Origin of the sequence: Pantoea sp. MBD-2R (assembly GCF_039134845.1) — a bacterium.
Lineage (GTDB): Bacteria > Pseudomonadota > Gammaproteobacteria > Enterobacterales > Enterobacteriaceae > Erwinia.
Genome location: NZ_CP152417.1, coordinates 4620450 through 4640429 on the forward strand (window position 1 = coordinate 4620450; position 19980 = coordinate 4640429).

The following is a 19980-nucleotide window of genomic DNA, read 5'->3' on the forward strand; positions in this document are numbered from 1 at the left end:
TCAATTATCCTCCTCAAATCCATTTGAAGCCCCAATCACATTAACCATTGTGTCGATGCATGCCTTACTTGATGGTACTTTATAAAGCGCCCGTATAGCGTCCACGATATATTGATTCAGCTGCAGTTCGGTGAGCCGATAAAATGGTAGCCCGCACACTTGTTTCAAACTAAGTGGATAGTATCGTTCCGTTATAATATTGAGCACGCCCGCAGGATTATGAGGAATTGCCGTTCCAACGGCTTCGCTTAGGGTTTCCGCAGAGTCGGCATCACTGCCTGGAACCAGTAAGCCGGCAACGGTAAGCCATTCGCTACTGCCTTTTCCAATCTCTGCGGTAACGTATTGCCATTCCTTTTCATTACTGGCATACAAATCGGATATGACAGCCTGTGAACCTTTCAGCTTAATTTTTTCTGTCAGTTGTTGCGCCGTTGGGTGAGAGGCAAAAGCAGATGCAGCCAGCATGCAAGAAACCAATACTATTTTCTTTATCATCTCACCACCAATATTGTATCGCCACTTTTTATAATCTGCTGCCTGCGAGCAACGCCATCAATAATTATGCATCCCTGAGAAGCAGTGTGCGCCCCAGATCTATTACCTCCATGAATGCGAAACTTATCGCGTCCGAATGTGTTAGTTCCTAAAATTGGCTGTAGGATAATAGTGACTTTTGTCACCGTATCATGTGACCCAGCAATTCTATAATGGCCTTTCGGAATTGGCCCTTTACTCCTTACTCGCTCCATTGCTGGGTTATTTTCCCCAGACCCTACACCGCTATACCCTTGCGCAAAAAAAACGCCATTATGAGTAAGCACCCCTGTGCTTTGTTTATATTCCCACGCCATAAATGCTCCTTTTCTTTGGCTAAACCCGATGACATTACATTGCATCCTCTGAAGATTTTTTAATCTGCATCAAAAATAGAAGGATGTTAACGGTAACTAATCGACGGATACGATTTACGGACCAGACGGAAAGCAAAGGGAGGGCAGACATACGCAACGTCAGACCGATGCTGATATGCGCTTTTTGGTGAAAGCAGGCGGCGCGCGCAGCGAAGTTTAATATTATGCAGACGGATTTTAATTATTTCACTAAAAGGATTCATCGAGATGGCTTACGACATTCAGGCAACATGCCCATGCTGCAGGAAAAAAGCAACGAATGACTTGTATAAGATTCAACAGTTTTTTGGCTTTAGAACCGTTGAGAGTGAGAGGCTTATTCCTCAATCGTATTACCGCAGGTGCCGGGTCTTGCGCTGTTCCCCGTTATAAAAAAATGCGGAGCTATCTAACTATAAACCGAAATTTTATTACTGCGTAATATATTCGGCCTGTAAAAACAACCGACAGGCCGAATTGCAGCTTTAAAAAATCCGATTCAAAAACTATCCGTTTTCATTTTAAGACTGCTACTTAAGTAGCTTTTTTGGATTATCAAAATCGTTTTACAGCGCTTATTACAAAGCACGCAGCAGATTGATCACAGTTCATTGATGATCTTTGCTTTGGTCGTTTCATATTCTGAATCGCTAATCAGACCTTCTTCGAGTAATTTCTTCGCTTTTTTGAGGCGTTCAACTGCGCTGCTTTCCTTATCTGGTTCAACGGCAGGCGAATGATTTCCGAAGTTACCAAAACCACCTGATTTAGCGCGCAGCTCTTCCAGTTCACGCAGACGTCTTTTTTCACGCCAGGACTGCTCATGCTCCTGGCCAATCTTGTAGATTTCCTGGGCTTCGTCTTTACGTAATCCGTTAAGTTGGTAACGAACGACTTTACCTTCTGTGGCCAGATCGGGCTGTTCCAGGGCACTTATATACAGGGTGCTACCAAAAATCCCTGCTTTGATTTGCATGTTTTTTAAATCCTGCCAACGGACGTCAACAGGTGTGAAGCCACCCAGTAAACCCCGGCTCATGCCAATAAAACGTCCTGATGTCGCACTGGCTATTATTCTGCGTTGGGTTAGCGCAAACAACCGGCGCTGAATGGCAACTTTTAATAATGATTCGCCCGGCACCAGCATAGAAGTGAGGTAGCTGAACGCTTTCTCTAATCCCTTTTCTGGAACAATGATTTGCTGTGTATCAGTACTACTCATAAAGGCTCCTGCTGTGTGATAGCAATCAAATGAGATCGCGATAAATAGACTTTTTTTACGATGATTTATTAAAAAATATTTACTATCTGCCCAGTTTTCTACCGAATTGTAAACTTTTTTGCCAGACAGCTTGAGGGTACGGGTAAGGCTCCGCTCATGGCAGTCTTAAAAGATTAAACGCCGAAGCGTTAAAGATGAATAGGCTAATCTACCTTACCAGGCTAAAATGCCCCCTATTTTTTTATGGATTAATTTGAGGCTGACTATGCAAACCCTTCCTCCCTGCCCTAAATGTCATTCTGAATATACCTGGCAGGATGGCGAGCTCAATAATTGTCCGGAATGCGGACATGTATGGACTGAGGGCGCAGACGCTTCCACAGAAGATACGCTGATAGTAAAAGACGCGAACGGCAATCTGCTGGCTGATGGCGATAGCGTAACCGTCATCAAAGACCTTAAGGTGAAAGGAAGTTCCACTCCCCTCAAGATCGGCACAAAAGTGAAAAGCATTCGCCTGGTTGAAGGCGATCATAATATCGATTGCAAAATCGATGGCTTTGGCCCAATGAAGCTGAAATCAGAGTTCGTGAAGAAAAACTAACCCTAAACCGTCTCTCTTCATAAGCCGTTACTGGTTTGTAAATTGATAGCAAAGCAGTAACGGTTGTTTAGCCACATTCTTCTACAGAGCGATATCGCCTCTCGTAAATTGTTCAAATCGAACAAAAACGGGTAAAGCTGAATTCTTCGGCCAGCAGGAACAATAATCTTATAGCCTCCGGGCTGTGAACTACCGCTCCCGGTGTAAGAGGTTCGCCTGTCTCAGGATGGATCCCTTTTGCCAGCAGCCTGAATCCTTCTCCAGCCATCATTGCGTTTTCTCCTTAAATGATGGAATGCTCTGTGAGCCCTGAGTAAAACCGCCATCATGATCATTTTTAGCTGACAGCACCCTGACAGGCTAATCTTTGGTGGCGCTTTATATATTTGTAAACTGCTAATAAATAATCATTATTATCAAATGTCCGCTTAAGAAATTCGGTGTTCGCATTAGTTAAAATAATCTGGAAATTGATCGTTAAAAAAATTCAATCGCCAGCCTGTGACAGATGCTTCAGGCTTGCCGCCGATTCCTCAGGAGCGAGCTATGTTACTTACTGTTTTCTATATTATTGGTATTACGGCAGAAGCTATGACTGGCGCACTGGCAGCGGGCCGCCGAAAAATGGATATGTTCGGCGTTATTATCATCGCTTCCGTTACCGCTATTGGCGGTGGCTCGGTTCGCGATATGCTGCTGGGTCACTATCCGCTCGGCTGGGTACAACATCCTGAATACATCATGATTGTTGCGGCGGCGGCGGTCATAACCACTCAGCTTGCGCCGCTGATGCCGCACCTGCGCAAAGTTTTCCTGGTATTGGACGCGCTGGGACTGGCGGTTTTCTCTATTATCGGCACGAAAGTTGCGCTGGATATGGGTCATGCTTCGATCATAGCCGCGATTTGCGCAGTCATTACCGGCGTGTTTGGCGGCGTGCTGCGCGATATGTTTTGCAACCGCATTCCGTTGGTCTTTCAAAAAGAGCTGTATGCAGGCATCGCTTTTGCTTCGGGCTGGCTTTATATCCTGCTGCTGAAAACCGCGCTTTCCCATGAGCTAATCGTCCTCATTACCTTACTGTTCGGTTTCACGGCTCGTCTGCTGGCCCTGCGGTTCCGGCTGGGTTTACCCATTTTTAATTATCCACATGGCGATCACTAAATTGTGCCCGTTGATTTTTTTCCAAAAACGTAATCAATGGTTGAACCTGAGGATGATGAAGAAACTGTACGACCTGTTGTGACAGGCGTTTACCGACGCCGGGCAATTGCTGCCACGCAGCCTCACTTCTTGCCAGCAGCATTTGCCAGTTGTCGTCAGGCATCGCATTAAGCGCGCCCGCAGGGAGAGGCACGCCCAACGCCTTTACCCAGCGTTTGAAGGGCTGCTGGCGGCTCAACGAAAACTGATGATAGAGCTGCTCCGCCCGGTTCGGCGTCAGCGCTTCAATAGCGTCGAGCTGTTGTCGCGAAAGCTCCAGCCAGGAAAAAAGATGCGTTAACAGTCCGCTTTGCATCAGCTGCTGCCAGCGACTGCGGCTCACGCCAGACAGTGCCAGGACATTTTTGTCACTTAGCCAAACTAACCTTGCCAGGAACTGTTCGCGGCAGGCAGGGGTATAAACCAGGCAACTTGTTGCATTGAACGCAGTAATATCGGGTATCGACGGAACGTCACGCTGCGCTACACGCCATGTAACACCATCCAGGCGCGGAATTCCCTGGCCCGCCAGACTGATAGCAACCTGATCGCCTGCGATAATATCAGCCTGCTGCCAGCGTCTGAATGAACCGAGACTGACCCGACTGACTTTTTTATCATCCAGCTGTACAGGTTCCAGATTGAGTACCGCGCTAATTTTTCCCGTGCGCCCCACAGGAAACTCGACGGAACGAACTTCCGTATTGGCCTTTGCCGGAGAATATTTCCAGGCTACGGACCAGGTATTATCCCCCGGACGCCAGTTTGCCCCGTCAGGCGGCGTGGCATGAATGACCACGCCATCGGTAACAAAAGGCAGCGGCTCATGCAACCAGCGCTCACGCCATATCGCTACGTCATCAGCGCTGGCGACGGGTTTACTCCAGTTAGCCGCGACGCCAAATCCGGCTTTGCTCAGCTGATCCAGCCGCTGTGGCATCGCTCTCGGCCCTTCAGGCCATGCCCAGATAAAAATGCCAAGCTTTTGCAGGACTGTTGATGCTTCGTTACGCCTCATTGCGCCTGCGACTAACGATCGGGCATTGATGCCGCCCTGTTCAGCCTGATGATGATCGGTCATCTGCAAGAATAGCTCTCCCTGCAAAACGACAGAAGGCGCAACCAGCGGAATTTGCTGAGGAATAGCCGTTATCGCTTTCGCCTTCTCCGTCCAGTCTTCGCCACGCAATCCATCTCCCCGACTGATCAGCCTGACCAGTTTCCCCCGCTGGTAATGCAAAGTAATGGCAACGCCATCTACCTTTGGCTGTACCCAAAGCGCGTTCTTTCCCGCCATCCAGCGCGCCACCGCCTGTTTGTCCGCCAGTTTTTTAACACCAACGTGCGCAACAGGATGCACAACTTTACCGCCTTGCATTAATTCAGGCAGGCGGAGTTCACTTAGCGGTCGAAAACAACGTTGCCAGTCATGGTATTTTTTTTCCAGCGCATCATAACGCTCGTCCTCAACCAGGCTGAGCCCCTGTCGATAATAGGCATCGTCCCATTTGCTCAGCTGTTCCTGCAACGCCCCCATTTCCATTTCAGCGCGTCCAGGTGCCCAAACCGGGCAGATAGCTTGCGCCGCGCTACAGCACAAGCCGATAATTAACATCAGGCTTCTTTGCATCTCTTTACTCCCTGTTACTCTGCAAGGCGGATTAAAAACCGGATCGCTGGAGCTTGCGAGGGGCGAGCTGTAATGACGGGAATCGCCTCGAAAAGTTTTCGCCCTAGCATGAAATGCTTCATCTTCGCCGCGAGACGCCTCGCATTTTCTGAGAAAAAACGTTCTGACCGGCCTGAAACGCTGCATGATGAGTGGCAGCCGTGTATACTGTGCAGGAAGTAGACTCCGACTGGCATATCAAGAAGAATCATGGCTCAAGGCACACTTTTTATTGTTTCAGCTCCCAGCGGCGCGGGTAAATCCAGCCTGATCCATGCACTGCTGAAGACACAACCGTTATACGACACCCAAGTTTCTATTTCCCATACCACACGGGGAATACGTCCGGGTGAAAATCATGGTGAACACTACTATTTCGTCAACCACGACGAATTCCGTGGCATGATCGAAGAAGAAGCTTTTCTGGAACATGCTGAAGTGTTTGGCAATTATTACGGTACTTCCCGTAAAGCGATTGAACAGGTGCTTTCTACCGGCGTGGATGTCTTTTTAGATATCGACTGGCAGGGTGCCCAGCAAATTCGCCAAAAGATGCCGCAGGCACGCACTATTTTTGTCCTGCCGCCATCAAAAGATGAGCTGGATCGCCGCCTGCGTGGCCGCGGCCAGGACAGCGAAGAGGTTATCACCAAACGAATGGCGCAAGCCGTCGCGGAAATGAGCCACTTTGCAGAATATGATTACCTCATTGTGAATGATGATTTCGATCTGGCGCTGTCCGATCTGAAAACCATTATTCGCGCCGAGCGTCTGCGAATGGGCCGTCAAAAGTCCCGTCATGATGCTTTAATCAGCAAACTGTTGGCAGACTGAGGACAACTCAGTATGATGCCCAGTCATTTCGTCAACCGTGGAGTATCACACTTATGGCACGCGTAACCGTACAGGACGCAGTAGAAAAAATTGGTAACCGTTTTGACCTGGTTCTGGTCGCCGCTCGTCGCGCTCGCCAGATGCAGGTTGGCGGTAAAGATCCGCTGGTTCCGGAAGAAAACGATAAATCTACCGTAATCGCACTGCGCGAGATCGAAGAAGGTTTGATCACCAACCAGATTCTGGATGTGCGTGATCGTCAGGAGCAGCAAGAGCAGGAAGCCGCTGAGTTACAGGCTGTTACCGCTATCGCTGAAGGTCGTCGTTAATTATTAGCCGGAAGGCTCGCCCTTGTATCTGTTTGAAAGTCTCAATCAACTGATTGAAAAATACTTGCCTGAGGACCAGATAAAGCGCCTCAAGCAAGCATACCTTGTCGCACGTGATGCTCACGAGGGACAGACGCGCTCCAGCGGTGAGCCTTACATTACCCACCCGGTTGCCGTTGCCTGCATCCTGGCGGAAATGAAGCTCGACCATGAAACGCTCATGGCCGCGCTTTTGCACGATGTTATCGAGGACACCCCCGCCACCTATCAGGATATGGAACAGCTTTTTGGCCGAACCGTAGCTGAACTGGTTGAAGGGGTTTCCAAACTCGATAAGCTGAAATTCCGCGATAAGAAAGAGGCGCAGGCCGAAAACTTCCGCAAAATGATCATGGCAATGGTGCAGGATATTCGCGTCATTCTGATCAAACTGGCCGACCGTACGCATAACATGCGGACTCTGGGCGCATTACGCCCGGATAAAAAGCGCCGTATTGCGCTGGAAACGCTGGAAATCTACAGTCCGCTGGCCCACAGGCTGGGTATTCATCACCTGAAAACCGAGCTGGAAGAGCTGGGCTTCGAAGCGCTCTACCCCAACCGCTACCGCGTCATCAAAGAAGTGGTGAAAGCGGCCCGTGGCAATCGTAAAGAGATGATTCAAAAGATCCTTTCTGAAATTGACGGTCGCCTTCAGGAAGCGGGGATCCCCTGCCGCGTCAGCGGAAGGGAAAAGCACCTCTACTCGATTTATTGCAAAATGCACCTGAAAGAGCAGCGCTTCCATTCAATTATGGATATCTACGCTTTCCGGGTCATCGTCAGCGATGTCGACACCTGTTATCGGGTGCTTGGACAGATGCACAGCCTCTACAAGCCTCGTCCTGGCAGAGTAAAAGATTATATCGCCATTCCCAAAGCTAACGGCTATCAGTCGCTGCATACCTCAATGATCGGGCCACATGGCGTGCCGGTTGAGGTGCAGATCCGCACAGAAGATATGGATCAGATGGCTGAAATGGGTGTGGCTGCGCACTGGGCTTATAAAGAACAGGGCGAAAGCAGCACCACGGCGCAAATCCGTGCCCAACGCTGGCTGCAAAGCCTGTTGGAACTGCAACAGAGTGCCGGTAGCTCCTTTGAGTTTATTGAGAGCGTTAAATCCGATCTGTTCCCGGATGAAATTTACGTCTTTACGCCAGAAGGCCGTATCGTTGAGCTACCCGCCGATGCCACACCGGTAGACTTTGCTTACGCCGTTCATACCGATATCGGCCATGCCTGCGTCGGCGCGCGCGTCGACCGTCAGCCTTATCCGCTGTCGCAGCCGTTGACCAGCGGGCAGACTGTCGAAATCATTACCGCACCCGGCGCGCGTCCTAACGCTGCCTGGCTTAACTTTGTGGTCAGTTCAAAAGCGCGTGCAAAAATTCGCCAGCTGTTGAAAAACCTCAAGCGGGAAGATTCGGTCAGCCTGGGACGCCGCCTGTTGAATCATGCGTTAGGCGGTAGCCGCAAGCTGGCTGAAATCGCGCCGGAAAGCGTTCAGCACGAGCTGGAACGTATGAAGCTGGCTACGCTGGACGATCTGCTGGCCGAAATTGGCCTTGGCAACGCCATGAGCGTGGTAGTGGCGAAAAATCTTCAGCAGAACGATCAGCCTGCCCCGGTGACTCAGATTTCCAACACGCCTTCGCGCAGCAAATTACCGATTAAGGGCGCTGATGGCGTGCTTATCACCTTTGCCAAGTGCTGCCGCCCAATTCCTGGCGATCCCATCGTGGCGCATGTCAGCCCCGGTAAAGGGCTGGTTGTGCACCATGAATCCTGCCGTAATATTCGTGGCTATCAGAAAGAGCCAGAGAAGTTTATGGCGGTGGAATGGGATAAAGACACCGAGCAGGAATTTGTCGCGGAGATCAAAGTGGATATGTTTAACCACCAGGGCGCGCTGGCGAACCTCACGGCAGCCATCAATACGGCAGGCTCCAATATTCAGAGCCTGAATACGGAAGAGAAAGATGGCCGTGTTTACTGCGCCTTTATCCGTCTGACAGCCCGCGATCGCGTCCATCTGGCGAACATTATGCGTAAAATCCGCGTAATGCCGGATGTGATTAAAGTTCACCGTAATCGAAATTAGTGCATGAATGCTCAACGCTTTGCCCGTATCCAGGAGATGCTGGCCGCTCGTCAGTACGATCTGACCGTTTGTATGGAACAGGTGCATAAACCGCATAACGTTTCCGCCGTTATTCGTACGGCGGATGCAGTTGGGGTACACGAAGTCCATGCGGTGTGGCCCGGCAGCCGAATGCGAACCATGGTTTCTTCTGCTGCGGGCAGCAACAGCTGGGTGCAGGTCAAAACGCACACCACCATCACCGACGCCGTCAGTCACCTGAAAGGCCAGGGAATGCAAATTCTGGCCACGCACCTCTCCGACGACGCGGTAGACTTTCGGGAAATCGACTATACCCGTCCGACCTGCATTTTGATGGGTCAGGAAAAAACCGGTATTACTCAGCAAGCGTTGGATCTCGCCGACCAGGACATCATTATTCCGATGATCGGGATGGTACAGTCGCTCAACGTTTCCGTTGCCTCTGCGCTTATCCTGTATGAAGCGCAGCGCCAGCGGCAGAATGCGGGCATGTATCAGCGTCAGGAAAGCGATCTGCCTTATGACGAGCAGCAGCGCCTGCTGTTTGAAGGCGGCTACCCGGTGCTGGCGCGAGTGGCGAAACATAAAGGTTTGCCTTACCCGGAAATCAGCGACACGGGTCAGGTGGTTGCCAGCCCGGAATGGTGGGCAACCATGCAAGCGTCGGTACGTAAAAAATGATGGGCCGCCTGCTGGATGCCATCCCACTCAGTACGCTTTCCGGCGTTGGCGCAAGCCAGACCGGCAAGCTGGCGAAGCTGGGCCTGGCAACCGTGCAGGATCTGCTGTTGCATCTGCCGCTTCGTTACGAAGACCGCACCCAGCTTTACGCTATCAACGATCTTTTGCCGAATATCTATGCCACGGTTGAAGGCGAAGTCCTGCAAAGCGACATCTCTTTTGGCCGTCGTCGCATGCTGACCTGTCAGATTAGCGATGGCACCGGCGTTCTCACCCTGCGTTTTTTCAATTTTAATGCTGGCATGAAAAACAGCCTTGCCGCAGGACGGCGCGTGACCGCCTATGGTGAAATTAAACGCGGCCAGCGCGGGGCGGAGATTATTCATCCTGAGTATCGCGTGCAGGGTGAAAACAGCGGTGTGGAATTGCAGGAAACGCTGACGCCAGTTTATTCCACAACGGAAGGCATTCGTCAGGCCACGTTGCGCAATCTTACCGATCAGGCGCTTGAGCTGCTGAAAACCTGCCCTATCGCCGAACTGCTCCCGCCTGAACTGAGCCGGGGCATGATCAGCCTGCCGGATGCGCTGCGTACGCTGCACCGCCCACCGCCGGATATGGCGCTGGCCGATCTGGATAGCGGTACGCATCCTGCACAACGCCGTCTGATTATGGAAGAATTACTGGCGCATAACCTCAGCATGCTGGCCGTACGTGCTGGCGCGCAGCGTTATCACGCACTGCCAATGCCGGCTCGCCGCGAGCTGTGCGATAAGCTGCTGGCCAGTTTGCCATTCAAGCCGACAGGCGCTCAGGCACGTGTAGTGCGAGAAATTGAACAGGACCTGGCGCAGGACTACCCAATGATGCGTCTTGTGCAGGGCGATGTCGGATCGGGCAAAACGCTGGTGGCCGCTTTGACCGCACTTGAAGTTATCGCCTGGGGCAAGCAGGTCGCGCTAATGGCACCGACTGAGCTGCTGGCCGAGCAGCATGCCAATAACTTCCGCCAGTGGTTTGAACCGCTGGGCATTGAGGTTGGCTGGCTGGCCGGTAAGCAGAAAGGAAAAGCACGCCTCGCGCAGCAGGAAGCTATCGCCAGCGGGCAGGTTTCGATGATTGTCGGCACCCATGCTATTTTCCAGGAACAGGTACAGTTTAACGGGCTGGCGCTGGTCATTATCGACGAACAGCACCGCTTCGGCGTCCACCAGCGGCTGGCGCTGTGGGAAAAAGGGGAAGAACAGGGTTTTCATCCTCATCAGTTGATCATGACCGCCACGCCCATTCCACGTACGCTGGCGATGACGGCCTATGCCGATCTGGAAACGTCGACCATTGATGAACTGCCGCCTGGCAGGACGCCGGTTACGACGGTTGCGATCCCCGATACCCGCCGTGCCGATATCATCGACCGGGTGAAGAGCGCCTGTAGCGGCGAAGGACGCCAGGCTTACTGGGTCTGTACATTGATTGAGGAATCGGAACAGCTGGAAGCTCAGGCGGCGGAAGCAACCTGGGAAGAACTGAAGCTGGCGCTGCCGGAATTGCAGGTTGGGCTGGTGCACGGCCGCATGAAGCCGGCTGAGAAACAGGCCGTCATGCAGGCGTTCAAACAGGGCGAGATCCACTTGCTTATCGCCACCACGGTTATTGAAGTTGGCGTGGATGTGCCTAACGCGAGCCTGATGATTATCGAGAATCCTGAGCGTCTTGGCCTGGCGCAGCTGCATCAGCTCAGAGGCCGCGTAGGCCGTGGTTCTGTCGCTTCACACTGTGTTCTGCTGTATAAAGCGCCCCTCAGCAAAACGGCGCAAAAACGTCTTCAGGTTCTGCGGGACAGCAACGACGGTTTTGTGATTGCCCAGTGCGATCTGGAAATTCGTGGGCCTGGCGAACTGCTGGGCACGCGACAGACCGGCAATGCTGAATTCAAAGTTGCCGATCTGCTGCGCGACGGCGCGATGATCCCTGAAGTCCAGCGTGTCGCCCGCCACATTCATCAACACTACCCCGAACAGGCACAGGCGCTGATTGAACGCTGGCTGCCGGAAACGCAGCGCTATACTAACGCCTGAGGCGGCTAACGCCCGCTGAAGGCTGCCATAGCGGCAACCGCTTCGCTGGCATCCTGCTCCCCGGCGGTCAGTTCAATAATCACCCTTTTTACTTCTGGCTGTTCAACAAGAGCGTGCAGCACGGCGGCAACGTCATCTCTGGGTACCGTACCGTAAGGGATGGCCAGCCCGGTACGTACTTTGCCGGTTCCGGCTTCGTTAACCAGCGTGCCCGGCCGCAAAATCACCCAGTCCAGCGGCGTGGCCGCCAGCATGACGTCAGCCTGCTTCTTCACCTGCATATAATGCTCAAACCCCGGCGACGGCGCTTTTCCGCGTCCGGCATCGGGAAAGGCTGAGACCAGCAGAAAACGGTTGATGCCAGCCAGCCGCGCCGCTTCTGCCGCAAAGCGTGCGCCGCGGCCATCAATACCGTCGGTCAGATCAACGCCTGCACCGCCTGCGCCCGCAGAGAATACCACTATGTCACTGCCCTGCATTGCCGCCGCCAGCCTTTCGCTACTGGTATTCATTAAATCGATATTCACCGGCGTTACGCCATCGGTTTCCAGCTGTTCTTTTTGACTGTCACGGCGGTGCGTTCCGGCAACCTGATGACCCGCGTTAACCAGGCGTCTTCTCAGACGGCGACCCACGCCTCCTGTCGCGCCAATAATAAATACCTGCATAGTGTTCCCCTTGTTGTTTTGGTCTGTACCGATCTTAGTGAATCCTGGCCAATTTTGCTGTGTATCCTCTACACGTGAGAACTTTCACTACTGGCAATCGTTTGCTTTTGGCGGTTATAAGATTAAAATCGCCTCTTTGCTCGCAAGGGTTCCGTCAGAATGTCCGTCAACACCTCCGATGCCGATGTCAACCGCAGCGCTATTCCCACTGCAAAAAGTGAACTGATTTATCGCCTTGAGGATCGCCCTCCGCTGCCGCAGACCCTGTTTGCCGCCTGTCAGCATCTGCTGGCGATGTTTGTGGCGGTTATTACGCCCGCGCTATTGATTTGCCAGGCGCTTGGCCTGCCAGCGCAGGATACGCAGCATATTATCAGCATGTCGCTGTTTGCTTCCGGCGTGGCATCCATTCTGCAAATCAAAACCTGGGGGCCGGTCGGTTCCGGTCTGCTGTCGATTCAGGGCACCAGTTTTAACTTTGTTACCCCGCTGATCATGGGCGGTATGGCGCTCAAAAATGGCGGCGCGGACGTAAAAACGATGATGGCCGCGCTCTTTGGCACCCTGATGCTGGCGTCCTGTACGGAGATGGTGCTGTCACGCGTGCTGCATCTTGCCCGGCGTATTATTACGCCGCTGGTTTCCGGCATTGTGGTGATGATCATCGGTCTGTCGCTGATTCAGGTCGGATTGACTTCCATTGGCGGTGGTTTTGCTGCAATGAGCGACCATACCTTCGGTGCGCCGAAAAATCTGTTGCTGGCGGGCAGCGTGTTGCTGGTGATTATTCTGCTTAATCGCCAGCGTAATCCTTATTTACGCGTGGCTTCGCTGGTGATCGCAATGGCCGTGGGTTATCTGCTGGCCTGGGCGATGGGCATGCTGCCGGAAAGCAGTACGCCAGCCGGTCAGCCGTTAATTACGGTCCCGATGCCGTTCTATTACGGACTGGGGATCGACTGGAATCTGTTGGTGCCGCTGATGCTGGTCTTTATGGTCACGTCACTGGAGACAATCGGTGACATCACTGCCACCTCTGATGTTTCTGAACAGCCGGTGAGTGGGCCTGTGTATATGAAGCGGCTGAAAGGCGGCGTGTTAGCTAACGGCCTGAACTCTTGTGTTTCCGCGCTGTTCAACACGTTCCCTAACTCCTGCTTCGGTCAAAACAATGGTGTGATCCAGCTGACCGGCGTAGCCAGTCGTTACGTGGGCTTTGTTGTCGCGCTCATGCTGATCGTACTGGGTTTGTTCCCGGCGGTAAGCGGATTTGTGCAGCATATTCCAGAGCCAGTACTCGGCGGTGCAACCATTGTGATGTTCGGCACTATCGCAGCATCCGGCGTGCGTATCGTCTCCCGCGAGCCGTTGAACCGCCGCGCTATCATGATTATTGCGCTGTCGCTGGCAGTTGGCCTTGGCGTGTCACAGCAGCCGTTGATTTTGCAGTTTGCGCCAGACTGGCTGAAAACCCTGCTCTCTTCCGGTATTGCGGCGGGCGGCATCACCGCCATCATTCTGAATCTGCTGTTTCCTCACGAGAAATAATCCCTTCTGCCGTCACTCTGCCCCATAAACCGCAGGCGATCTCCACTTCGCCTGCGGCTAACGGAAGGTTGAGCTTTGAGCCGGTTTAAGGCATAACACCCCTTTATCAGAAAGCTCATAGGGACAAGTGCAATGAAATCAATTGGGAAAATTTTGCTGTCGCTGCTGCTGCTCGTACTGCTGGCAATAGTGGTGATCTACCTGTTGCTACAAACCCGGCCTGGCGCACGCTGGATCAGCGACACGATCAGTGCAAACAGTGCCTGGCACCTGACTTTCAGCAAAATGGAGCACAACTTTTCCGATCCCGCGCATCTGATCCTCAATGACGTCTCGTTCGGTGAGCGAGATCGGCCCGCCACGCTAACAGCAAAAAAAGTCGATTTGGGCCTGAGCGTCGTACAGTTTACCGAGCCGTTCCATTTTGCCAGCATCTGGCTGGAACAGGGCTCGCTGACACTGGCAGAGCATTCCCGACCTGTGCCACTTTCTGCAAACCGGCTGCAACTTAACAAGATGGCGGTCAACAGGGCATATGGCGAATTTCCCATCACCGCGCAAGGCGTGGACGGCGGTGTGATGCCGTGGAAACCTGCCGCTAATGATTTCATTGGTAACGATGCTCGGTTCCAGCTGAGCGCCGCCTCGCTGAACGTTAAAGGTATTCCTGTCACTAATTTGCTGCTTCAAGGCCGTACCAGCAATAAACAGCTGGCGATTGATAATTTTGGCGCTGACGTGGCGTTAGGTTCTATCACCGCCAGCGCGCAACGCGACGCACAGAATAACTGGCAGGTAGCGTCTTTACGGTTGAACAGTATTCGTCTGCAAAGTCAGCTTTCGCTCAACGATTTCCTTGCACCGCTAATGACGCTCCCCTCCGTGCATTTTGATCGCGTGGATATCACCGATGCCCGCCTGGAAGGCAACGACTGGGCCATCACCGATTTGGATTTAGCGCTGAAAAACATCAGGCTACAGGATGGCGACTGGCAGAGCGATGACGGGGCGCTGTCGATGAATGCCAGCACCTTTGTTAACGGCAGCCTGCAACTGAACGATCCCATTGTGAACATGACCTTTTCACCGACCGGCATCGCTCTCACGCAGGCCAGTTCTCGCTGGGCGAATGGACTGATTCGTACTTCCGGTAACTGGACCCGCAGCGACAAAAAACTAACGCTGGATGAACTGGCAATCGCGGGCATGGAATATACGCTGCCGGGCAACTGGCGTCAGCGCTGGCAGGCTAACCTCCCCGCCTGGCTGAACAGCGTAGAACTGACAAAATTCTCCGCCAGCCACAATCTGATTATTGATATCGATCCGGCCTTCCCGCTGCAAATGACTTCGCTGGATGGTAACGGCAGCCATTTACTGCTGGCCCGCGATCGTCAATGGGGCATCTGGTCAGGACAGTTAAGTTTCAATGCCGCGGAAGCGACGTTCAATCGCGTCGATTTACGCCATCCTTCCGTGGCGCTCAATGCCGATGGCAACACGATCAACCTCACTGAACTGAGCGCTTTTGCCGGAGAAGGGATGGTTGAAGGGACAGCGACAATTTCACAGCAGCCACAGCGAGCGCTGTCGTTAACGCTGAATGGTCGCCAGGTGCCGGTGAACCTGCTGCATGACTGGGGATGGCCAGCGCTCTCTTTAGAAGGAAACGGTGATTTGCAGCTGAAGGCACAGGCCAGCCTGGCACAGGAGACGCCATTACGTCCAACCGTCAACGGCACGCTTTCCGTTTCCGCTGGCGACAAATCCTTGCAGCAAACCATGCAGGCGGGCCAGGTTGCCGGTTCGCAGTAAAATCAGCCACTCTTTCCGCCCAATCGCCGCAGCCGCGGCGATTTATCTGCACATAAGCAGGCTACCCCTGTTCGCAACACAACCCGGGTAAGGTATAGTCCGCTTTTTTACGGAGGAACCATGCTGACCAACTCATCTATTCGTCTTAACAAATACATTAGCGAGAGCGGTATCTGTTCTCGTCGTGACGCCGATCGCTATGTCGAACAGGGCAACGTTTTTATTAACGGCAAGCGAGCTGCCGTAGGCGATCAGGTATTCCCCGGCGATGTGGTGAAGGTAAACGGTCAGCTGATTGAGCCGCGTGATGAAGAAGATCTGGTGCTTATCGCCCTGAATAAGCCGGTTGGCATTATCACCACCATGGAAGAGGGCGAGCGGGATAACATCAGCGATTTTGTTAATCACAGCAAGCGCGTCTTTCCTATCGGCCGTCTCGATAAAGACTCTCAGGGGCTAATTTTCCTGACCAACCACGGCGATCTGGTGAATAAAATCCTGCGTGCCGGGAACAATCACGAAAAAGAGTATGTGGTCACGGTCAACAAAGCGGTCACCGATGAATTTATTCAGGGCATGAGCGCAGGCGTTCCGATGCTGGGCACCGTTACCAAAAAATGTAAAGTAACCCGCGAAGCGCCCTTTGTGTTCCGCATCACGCTGGTACAAGGTCTTAACCGTCAGATCCGCCGTATGTGTAAGCACTTTGGTTATGAAGTCACTAAGCTTGAACGTACGCGAATTATGAACGTCAACCTGAAAGGACTGCCGCTGGGTGAATGGCGCGATCTCACCGACGATGAACTGATTGAGCTTTTTAAGCTGCTGGAAAACTCGTCTTCAGAAGATAAACCCGCGAAGAAGGCACCGGCTAAAGCCAAAGCGCCCGCAGCCAGGAAACCGTCGGCAGGCGGCGTCAAAGGTGCGGAAAAACCGGCTGGCAACGCGGCATCTCGTAAACGCTTTGTCCAGCCAGGCCGTAAAAAGAAAGGGCGTTAAGGCTCCGGCCAGTGGTTAGAACCGGCTGGCTCCAGCGGGCCATCCGGATCGGCTGGCAGCACCAGATAGACGCCTTCAAATACCGCGCCACACTCTTCGTTGCCGTACAGCTCCACTTCGAGCTGTACGCGCGCTTTACGGCCGCGAGCGAGGCGATCCAGATCGCCGCTCAGCGAGCCAAGATCGGCAATCGCGCCAGGTTTTCCCGTAATCGGATGGCTGTAGCGAATATGCGCGTCCGCCAGGATAATCGTCCCGCCCAGATGACGTTCACGCAGCAATAGCCAGATCAGCCCCCAGCCGGTTAGCGTAGCCAGAGAAAACAGGCTGCCGGCGAAAAGTGTATGGTGCGGGTTCTGGTTGCCGTTTTCAGGCATGGTAGTGATAAATTTTTGGCCGGTGTACTGCAAAATGCGCACGCCCATTTTTTCACTCAGCGGGATGTGGTTATACCAGGCCTGTTGCAGCTGCCCACACCAGTCAGCGCGATGCAGAATGTCATCCAGCGTGATGACCGGTTTGATCATCAGAAAGTGGCGAACCGGGGTCGTTTGCGGCGCGGTAATTTCACCCTCATTGTGATACCCGAGCTTAGAGAAAAACTCGACGGCATCTTCACGAGCGCTACAGACTACCCGCTTTGCGCCTTCCTGACGCGCGACGGACTCCAGCGTCATGGCCACCAGCGTTCCCAGTCCTTTTCCCTGCACCGAGGGATGCACGGCAAGGAAGCGAATAGCCGCTTCGTTCTCGGCATTAATATAAAGCCGCCCTACCGCAACCGGCTCGCCCCGCTCATCCACAACCATTTGATGATGCGCCAGCGCATCCCATGCATCCCGTTCAGAGCCCATTGGCTGATGAAGCGGTTTGCGCAGCATTTCCCAGCGGAACTGATAGTAAGCATCCAGCTCTTCTGCGGTTTCAGGTACTCGAAGATGATACATATAATGGTTCTCTCGTTCCGGGCCGCTTCCCTGCCGTTCCGCCCGCTTCAAACCTGCAGCCAGAAGGTTACGGGCCCATCATTAACCAGCGCGACCTGCATATCGGCCGCAAAGCGACCGGTTTCGGTACTAATACCTTTATCACGGCAGCAGTCGACAAAAAACGTATACAGCTGTTCTGCTGCTGCGGGTTCTGCCCCGCCAGAGAAGCCAGGACGCATTCCTTTCTGCGTGTCGGCGGCCAGCGTAAACTGCGAAACGACCAGCACGCTGCCGCCAGCCTGCTGCACATTAAGATTCATTTTGCCGTGCTCATCGCTGAAAATACGGTAGCCCAGCACGCGATCGCAAAGCCGCTGCGCTTTTTGCCGATCGTCGCCTTTTTCCACACCTAATAAGATTAGCAATCCCGGGCCGATTTCACCGATGGTCTCACCAGAGACCGTGACGCTGGCGTTCAACGCGCGTTGAATTAAAGCAATCATTCTTCGTTTTCCCTTTCTTGTTCTTGTTGTTTGAGCTGGCGATAGTCGCCCAGCGTGGCGGTAATTTCAGCGCCAAGTAAGACAATACACCAGGTCCAGTAGACCCACAGGAACAGGATGGGGATCACGGCCAGCACGCCATAGATAAGCTGGTATGAGGGAAACATCGTCACGTAAAGCGCGAATCCTTTTTTCCCCAGTTCAAACAGCAACCCGGCCACCAGCGCGCCCACCAACGCATCTCTACCCGGCACCTGGCGAGTCGGGACAATACTGTAAAGCAGCCAGAAGGTCAGCCAGGAGAGCAGCAGCGGAAAAACCCGTAGCCCATAATCAACCAGCCAACTGACGCCGGTGACAGAAGCCCAACGCAGTGAAAGCAGATAGGAACTGATTGCCAGGCTTGCTCCGGCAAGCATTGGGCCAAGCGTCAGGATCATCCAATACACGGCGAAGGAGTAGACCACGGGCCGCTTACGCTTGCTGCGCCAGATGGTATTCAACGCGCTATCAATGGAATACATCAGTAGCAGCGCGGTCACGACCAGCCCGCAGGCGCCCACTGCCGTCATTTTATTGACGTTGGCGACAAACTGTTCAAGGTAACTCTGGATAACCGTCCCTGATGCCGGCACAAAGTTGCTGAAAATAAAAAGCTTTAACTGCCTGCTGACCTCGGAAAAAGCCGGGAATGCAGCGAACAGGGCGAAAACAACGGCAACTAACGGCACCAGGGATAGCAGCGACACATAGGCCAGATGACCGGCCAGAATGGTCATGCCATCTTCATCAATACGCTGCCACAGCAGTTTTATCCATTGCCAGAAAGCCCGCATGCGATGACGGTAATGATTAATCAGTGACATGTTCAGCTTTGGCAAAGAAAGTTGGGATTACGCCAGCATCAGTGACATGAATGCTCTGAATACCTGTCGCACGCGCCGCGTCAATGTTCTCCTGATTATCATCAAAGAAGATCGCCCGATCGGCCGTAACGCCTTCTTCCCGCAGCACCTGCTGGTAGATGCGCGCTTCAGGCTTACGCATACCCATATCCTGCGAAAGATAGAGTTTATCTGCGGCCTGCTGCACTTCCGGGTACTGCGTTGGCCAGAAGCTGCAATGCAGACGGTTAGTATTGGATAAAATCACCACGCGATCGCCGCGTTCACGCAGCTTTTTCATTAGCTGAATGACTTCCGGGCGAACGTCGACAAAGACGGCCTGCCAGCCCGCGACAAACTGTTCGTAGCTTAAAGCCAGATCCAGCTCATCGCACATTTGCTCAGCAAAAGCTTCATCACTGATTTCACCCCGTTCATGACGATGAAAGTTCTCTCCCATCGTAAAATGACTCTGTAGTGTGGAAAGCGGAACACGTCCCAGATCGCTCCACACGCCCAGCACCCGGTTAAAATCAATATCAACAATGACGTTACCTAAATCAAAGATATACAGCATGGTCATCTCCATTTGTTCCGGTGAGCTATTCACTCTAGCGGTAAAAAGGGTGACTGAACAGTGACACCTTACGCATCTGTACAAAAGCTCGCAGGTTATATAAATCTTTGTTACTGACAGAGCCTCGCGAACCTGACAATCATCTGACATAAAACATTTATAAAATTTCTCATATCATCTTATGATGCATTATCGTCAGAACAAGGAGCATTCATGATTGATGAACTGAAAATTGAGGGGTTTAAATCCCTTCACTCACTGAAGCTTAATGGTGTCAGGAAAAAATTGATCTTGATGCAACATCTGGACTTGCTGCACTTAAACTAATTGAGTTAACGCGTGATAATCCGGCCTGGATATTGATGGAAACACTGCAACAA

The 19980-nt window shown here is 52.7% G+C and carries 20 protein-coding genes; 10 read left to right on the plus strand and 10 right to left on the minus strand.

Features of this window, described 5'->3' with window-relative positions:
- The 3 genes from AAGQ96_RS21305 to AAGQ96_RS21315 all read right to left on the minus strand — a co-directional run bounded on the left by AAGQ96_RS21305 (position 1) and on the right by AAGQ96_RS21315 (position 2115).
- Positions 1-498 carry a hypothetical protein gene (locus AAGQ96_RS21305; RefSeq protein ID WP_342754500.1) on the minus strand — a complete coding sequence of 166 codons (498 nt, stop codon included), beginning with the start codon at positions 496-498 and terminating at the stop codon, positions 1-3.
- Positions 495-854 carry a tlde1 domain-containing protein gene (locus AAGQ96_RS21310; protein ID WP_342754501.1) on the minus strand — a complete coding sequence of 120 codons (360 nt, stop codon included), beginning with the start codon at positions 852-854 and terminating at the stop codon, positions 495-497. Before AAGQ96_RS21310 ends, AAGQ96_RS21305 begins: the two co-directional genes overlap by 4 nt.
- Positions 855-1494: 640 nt before the next feature.
- Entirely contained in the window at positions 1495-2115 is a 621-nt protein-coding gene (locus AAGQ96_RS21315) for an SHOCT domain-containing protein (RefSeq protein WP_342754502.1), read from the minus strand.
- Positions 2116-2380: 265 nt separating this feature from the next.
- On the opposite strand from AAGQ96_RS21315, the gene AAGQ96_RS21320 reads away from it, so the two are divergent.
- On the plus strand, positions 2381-2719 hold the full coding sequence (locus AAGQ96_RS21320) for a zinc ribbon domain-containing protein YjdM (protein ID WP_147200392.1): 339 nt from the start codon (positions 2381-2383) through the stop codon (positions 2717-2719).
- Between the two features lie 112 nt (positions 2720-2831).
- Here AAGQ96_RS21320 and AAGQ96_RS21325 read toward each other — a convergent pair whose 3' ends face one another.
- Complete coding sequence (locus AAGQ96_RS21325) at positions 2832-2990, minus strand: hypothetical protein (RefSeq protein WP_342754503.1); 159 nt, start codon at positions 2988-2990, stop codon at positions 2832-2834.
- Positions 2991-3265: 275 nt separating this feature from the next.
- Here AAGQ96_RS21325 and AAGQ96_RS21330 point away from each other — a divergent pair, with 275 nt between their 5' ends.
- Entirely contained in the window at positions 3266-3883 is a 618-nt protein-coding gene (locus AAGQ96_RS21330) for a trimeric intracellular cation channel family protein (RefSeq protein ID WP_342754504.1), read from the plus strand.
- Here the strand turns inward: AAGQ96_RS21330 and ligB are convergent.
- On the minus strand, positions 3858-5552 hold the full coding sequence (gene ligB / locus AAGQ96_RS21335) for an NAD-dependent DNA ligase LigB (protein WP_342754505.1): 1695 nt from the start codon (positions 5550-5552) through the stop codon (positions 3858-3860). The genes AAGQ96_RS21330 and ligB overlap by 26 nt on opposite strands.
- Before the next feature lie 249 nt (positions 5553-5801).
- Between ligB and gmk the strand changes: the two genes are divergently transcribed.
- From gmk to recG, 5 genes are read left to right on the plus strand one after another with little or no spacing between them, the layout of a single operon-like run.
- A complete protein-coding gene (gene gmk / locus AAGQ96_RS21340) occupies positions 5802-6425 on the plus strand; it encodes a guanylate kinase (RefSeq protein WP_147200395.1) in 624 nt (207 codons plus the stop codon).
- A gap of 53 nt (positions 6426-6478) precedes the next feature.
- Complete coding sequence (gene rpoZ, locus AAGQ96_RS21345) at positions 6479-6754, plus strand: DNA-directed RNA polymerase subunit omega (RefSeq protein ID WP_016191359.1); 276 nt, start codon at positions 6479-6481, stop codon at positions 6752-6754.
- Positions 6755-6776: 22 nt separating this feature from the next.
- The gene (gene spoT, locus AAGQ96_RS21350) at positions 6777-8897 is read left to right on the plus strand and encodes a bifunctional GTP diphosphokinase/guanosine-3',5'-bis pyrophosphate 3'-pyrophosphohydrolase (protein ID WP_342754506.1); all 2121 of its coding nucleotides are present in this window, start codon (positions 6777-6779) and stop codon (positions 8895-8897) included.
- A gap of 3 nt (positions 8898-8900) precedes the next feature.
- Positions 8901-9599, plus strand: coding sequence for a tRNA (guanosine(18)-2'-O)-methyltransferase TrmH (gene trmH / locus AAGQ96_RS21355; protein ID WP_342754508.1), 699 nt, complete (start codon positions 8901-8903; stop codon positions 9597-9599).
- Complete coding sequence (gene recG, locus AAGQ96_RS21360; RefSeq protein WP_147200398.1) at positions 9596-11677, plus strand: ATP-dependent DNA helicase RecG; 2082 nt, start codon at positions 9596-9598, stop codon at positions 11675-11677. Before trmH ends, recG begins: the two co-directional genes overlap by 4 nt.
- A gap of 5 nt (positions 11678-11682) precedes the next feature.
- On the opposite strand, the gene AAGQ96_RS21365 is transcribed toward recG, so the two are convergent.
- Positions 11683-12345, minus strand: coding sequence for an NAD(P)H-binding protein (locus tag AAGQ96_RS21365; protein WP_342754509.1), 663 nt, complete (start codon positions 12343-12345; stop codon positions 11683-11685).
- 159 nt (positions 12346-12504) lie between these two features.
- Between AAGQ96_RS21365 and AAGQ96_RS21370 the strand changes: the two genes are divergently transcribed.
- The 3 genes from AAGQ96_RS21370 to rluF all read left to right on the plus strand — a co-directional run bounded on the left by AAGQ96_RS21370 (position 12505) and on the right by rluF (position 16707).
- The gene (locus AAGQ96_RS21370) at positions 12505-13893 is read left to right on the plus strand and encodes a uracil-xanthine permease family protein (RefSeq protein ID WP_342754510.1); all 1389 of its coding nucleotides are present in this window, start codon (positions 12505-12507) and stop codon (positions 13891-13893) included.
- 132 nt (positions 13894-14025) lie between these two features.
- Positions 14026-15708 (plus strand): AsmA family protein, encoded by a 1683-nt coding sequence (locus tag AAGQ96_RS21375; RefSeq protein WP_342754511.1) that lies wholly within the window; start codon positions 14026-14028, stop codon positions 15706-15708.
- A 120-nt stretch (positions 15709-15828) separates the two neighbouring features.
- Complete coding sequence (gene rluF, locus AAGQ96_RS21380) at positions 15829-16707, plus strand: 23S rRNA pseudouridine(2604) synthase RluF (protein WP_147200402.1); 879 nt, start codon at positions 15829-15831, stop codon at positions 16705-16707.
- On the opposite strand, the gene fabY is transcribed toward rluF, so the two are convergent.
- Genes fabY through yihX form a run of 4 tightly spaced genes read right to left on the minus strand, consistent with a single transcriptional unit; the run spans position 16704 to position 19600 of the window.
- Positions 16704-17654 carry a fatty acid biosynthesis protein FabY gene (gene fabY / locus AAGQ96_RS21385; RefSeq protein ID WP_147200403.1) on the minus strand — a complete coding sequence of 317 codons (951 nt, stop codon included), beginning with the start codon at positions 17652-17654 and terminating at the stop codon, positions 16704-16706. The genes rluF and fabY overlap by 4 nt on opposite strands.
- Positions 17655-17701: 47 nt before the next feature.
- Positions 17702-18139: a D-aminoacyl-tRNA deacylase gene (dtd, locus tag AAGQ96_RS21390; protein WP_147200404.1), complete on the minus strand. Its 438-nt coding sequence runs from the start codon at positions 18137-18139 to the stop codon at positions 17702-17704.
- Complete coding sequence (locus tag AAGQ96_RS21395) at positions 18136-19005, minus strand: virulence factor BrkB family protein (RefSeq protein ID WP_342754512.1); 870 nt, start codon at positions 19003-19005, stop codon at positions 18136-18138. Before AAGQ96_RS21395 ends, dtd begins: the two co-directional genes overlap by 4 nt.
- Positions 18992-19600, minus strand: a complete 609-nt coding sequence (gene yihX / locus AAGQ96_RS21400) for a glucose-1-phosphatase (protein WP_342754513.1) — start codon at positions 19598-19600, stop codon at positions 18992-18994. Before yihX ends, AAGQ96_RS21395 begins: the two co-directional genes overlap by 14 nt.
- Between the last annotated feature and the right edge of the window lie 380 nt (positions 19601-19980).